Consider the following 3,086-nt stretch of genomic DNA (forward strand, 5'->3'; position numbering starts at 1 on the left):
GCACGCGGCCTCGCGGCACCACGGGCGCGGCGGGCACGGGGGCCTCCGGCGGGCGCACGACGGGGTCGGGCCGCGGCGAGGGCAGCACCACGCGGAACGTGCTGCCCTTGCCCACGGTGCTCTCCACGAGGATGTCCCCGCCCAGCCCGCTGATGATGCCGTGGCAGATGGACAGCCCCAGGCCGGTGCCCACGCCCACGGGCTTGGTGGTGAAGAACGGATCGAAGATGCGCCCCAGCACCTCCGGCGCGATGCCGCTGCCCGTGTCGCGCACCTCCACCACCACCTGCCCGCCGGACGCGCGCGTGGCGAGCACCACCTCGTGGTCGTGCGCGGAGCCCTCCGGGATGGCCTGCGCCGCGTTCACCACCAGGTTGAGGAACACCTGGCAGAGGCGGCCCTCGTTGGCCATCACCTGCGGCACGTCGCCGTACTCGCGGCGCAGCCGCGCGCGGTGGCGGATCTCATTGGCGGCCATCATCACCACCGAGTCCAGCACCGCGTGCACGTCCACCGGCGTCATCCGCTCTTCATCCGGCCGCGAGAACGTCTTCAGCTGGCGGACGATCTGCCGCACGCGCTCGGCGCCCTCGCACGCCTCGCCCAGCACCTCCTGCCACTCGGCCACGTCCGGCGGGCGCACGCCGCGCACGCCGGGGCCGGGGGACAGGTGCTGGCGGAACTCGTCCGACAGGAAGCCCAGGTTGGAGAGCACGAAGGCCAGCGGGTTGTTGATTTCATGCGCGATGCCCGCCGCGAGCGTGCCCACCGACGCCAGCCGGTCCGCCAGCGTCAGCCGCGCCTGGAGCTGGCGCTGCTCCGTCACGTCGCGCGCGATGGACACCACCGCGGGCTGGCCGTCGAAGCGCAGGGGCAGGCTGGCCAGCTCCACCACGCGCGTGCGCCCGTCGCGCAGCACCAGGCGCCGCTCGCTGGTGAGGGGCGTGCTGTTCACGGACGCCACGCCCGTGCCCGGCACGTCCGCCAGGAACTCCGACAGCCGGCGGCCCACCAGCTCCTCGGCGCGCGCGAAGCCCAGCGCGGTGACGAGCGCCGCGTTGGCGTAGACGATGTGGCCGTCGCGCTCGATGGCCGCCGGGTCGGGGAAGCCCTCCATCAGCGCGCGCAGGCTGGCCTCGGAGCGCTTCAGCGCCTCCTCCACCTGACGGCGCTCCGTGATGTCGCGCGCCAGGCCCTCCACCGCCACCACGTGGCCCGCGGGGTCCGTCACCGGCGCCACCACGTGCTCCAGCCACAGCAGGCTGCCGTCGGGGCGCAGGAAGCGCAGCTCCACCGTCGCGCCGTCCACCGACTGGGGCGACTCCAAGAGCCGCTCCAGCGCGGCCCGGTCGTCCGGGTGCACCTGCCGGTACCACAGCTCCGGATCCGCGTAGTGCGCCTCCGGCCCCAGGCCCAGCTTCGCGTGCGCCACGCGGCTGACGTACGCGAAGCCGCGCGGCGCCTCCCGCCGGTACAGGTACAGCACGTCCGACGCGTTCTCCGCGAGCTGGCGGAAGCGGTGCTCGTGCTCGCGCAGCGCCCGCTCGGACGCGCGGCGCTCCAGCGACACGGAGATGGCGCCGCTGGCCGCGGACAGCAGGTCCACCTCCAGCCGGTCCCACTCGCGCGCCTCGAAGCAGTTGTCGAAGCCCACGAACCCCACCAGCCGGCCCTGCACGCGCAGCGGCAGCACCAGCAGCGTGAGGATGCCCTGCGGCTCCAGCAGGTCCCGCTCGCCGGCGGGGAAGGTGGCCACCCGCCCGGTGACGACCTCGCCGCGCTCCAGCAGGCTCGCCCAGCGCCCCAGGATGGGCCGCATCGGGAGGTCCTGGAGCATCGGGTTGTCGATCTCCGGGGTCACGCCGGGCGCGCACCACTCGGCGCGCTGGCTGCACAGCAGCGCCCCCTTCGCGTCGGTGAACGTCTCGAAGACGTAGACGCGGCTGGCGCCGGAGGCCTGCCCCAGCGGCGCGAGCGCGGGCCCGTACAGGTCGCCCCCTTCCGGGACCGACAGCAGCCGCTGCTGCATCTCCACCAGGGCGGTGAGGTAGCGCTCGCGCCGGGCGAGCGCGTCGTCCGCGCGCTTGCGCTCGGTGATGTTGTTGAGCGTGCCCGCCATGCCCACCAGCGCGCCGGTGTCGTCGAACGTCACCCGCGCGAAGACCTCCACCCAGCGGAAGCCGCCGTCGCGCGTGAGGTAGCGCACCTCGTGCTGGACGAACTCGCGCTCGCGCGTGAGCAGGGTCTTGCAGACCTCCAGCGTGCGCGCCCGGTCGTCCGGGTGCACGAAGTCCAGCGCGGAGCGGCCCAGGCTCTCCTCCACGGGGAAGCCCGTCACCTCCGTCCACGCCGGATTGAGGAAGACCCAGTTGCGCTCCGTGTCCGTCTGGAAGACGACCTCCTGGAGCGTGTCGATGACCTGCCGGAAGCGGCGCTCGGTGGGGGTGGTGCCGTCAGGCCGGGTGAACGGCATCTGCATGCTGAGGACTCGCGGTGGAAGAACTTGGCCGTGCGGGCGGAACGTCCCGGGACGCGGACGTAGACAGTCGAACGATTGAGGATCGCCGACATGCAGGCAAGGGGGCCCGCGGGAAGAGCGTGACGATGGGAAGCATTCCCTGTCCTTGAGGATGGAGTGGGCGCTGGCTTCTGTCTTCCTTTCTTTCCGGGAGGCGGCGATGACACCATGATGCGTGCGGAAAGCCTTGGCATGTCCGGCGTCACCTCTTCAGCCTCGGATGCCCGCGTGACGGACGGGAATTCCCCGCCCCTGTCGACGCGCGTCATGGACGCCGAAGGGGTCGTGCTCGTGGAGTGCACGGGCCGTGTGCCTTCATTCAACGCACAAGCCGCGGCGCACTTCGGCATCCCCGTTCCCCTCCACATCGAGCACGCCCGCCTGCCTGGGTGTGAATGGGTGCGCGCGGACGGCACCCCCCTGCCGCCGGGGGAGTCGCCCCTCGCGCGAGCGCTCGCGGGCGAGCCGGTGGACGCCTCCGTGTGGCACGTGCTCCGGCCGGACGGGACGCGCATCGCGCTGCGGTGCACGGCGGTGCCGGTGAGGGGCGGGGACGGGCGAGGTCGCG

Annotated in this window: 1 protein-coding gene and 1 pseudogene; one reads left to right on the forward strand and one right to left on the reverse strand. The window is 73.0% G+C overall.

The features are described from left to right. Nucleotides 1–2,479, reverse strand: a 2,479-nt coding sequence (locus ACLEQD_RS40235) for a PAS domain S-box protein (RefSeq protein ID WP_410391242.1), incomplete at its 3' end; no start/stop codon positions are given. 267 nt (nucleotides 2,480–2,746) lie between these two features. On the opposite strand from ACLEQD_RS40235, the pseudogene ACLEQD_RS40240 reads away from it, so the two are divergent. Then, a pseudogene (locus ACLEQD_RS40240) lies at nucleotides 2,747–3,086 on the forward strand (histidine kinase); the annotation flags it as partial.

Source organism: Corallococcus sp. 4LFB (assembly GCF_046520365.1).
Classification (GTDB): domain Bacteria; phylum Myxococcota; class Myxococcia; order Myxococcales; family Myxococcaceae; genus Corallococcus; species Corallococcus caeni.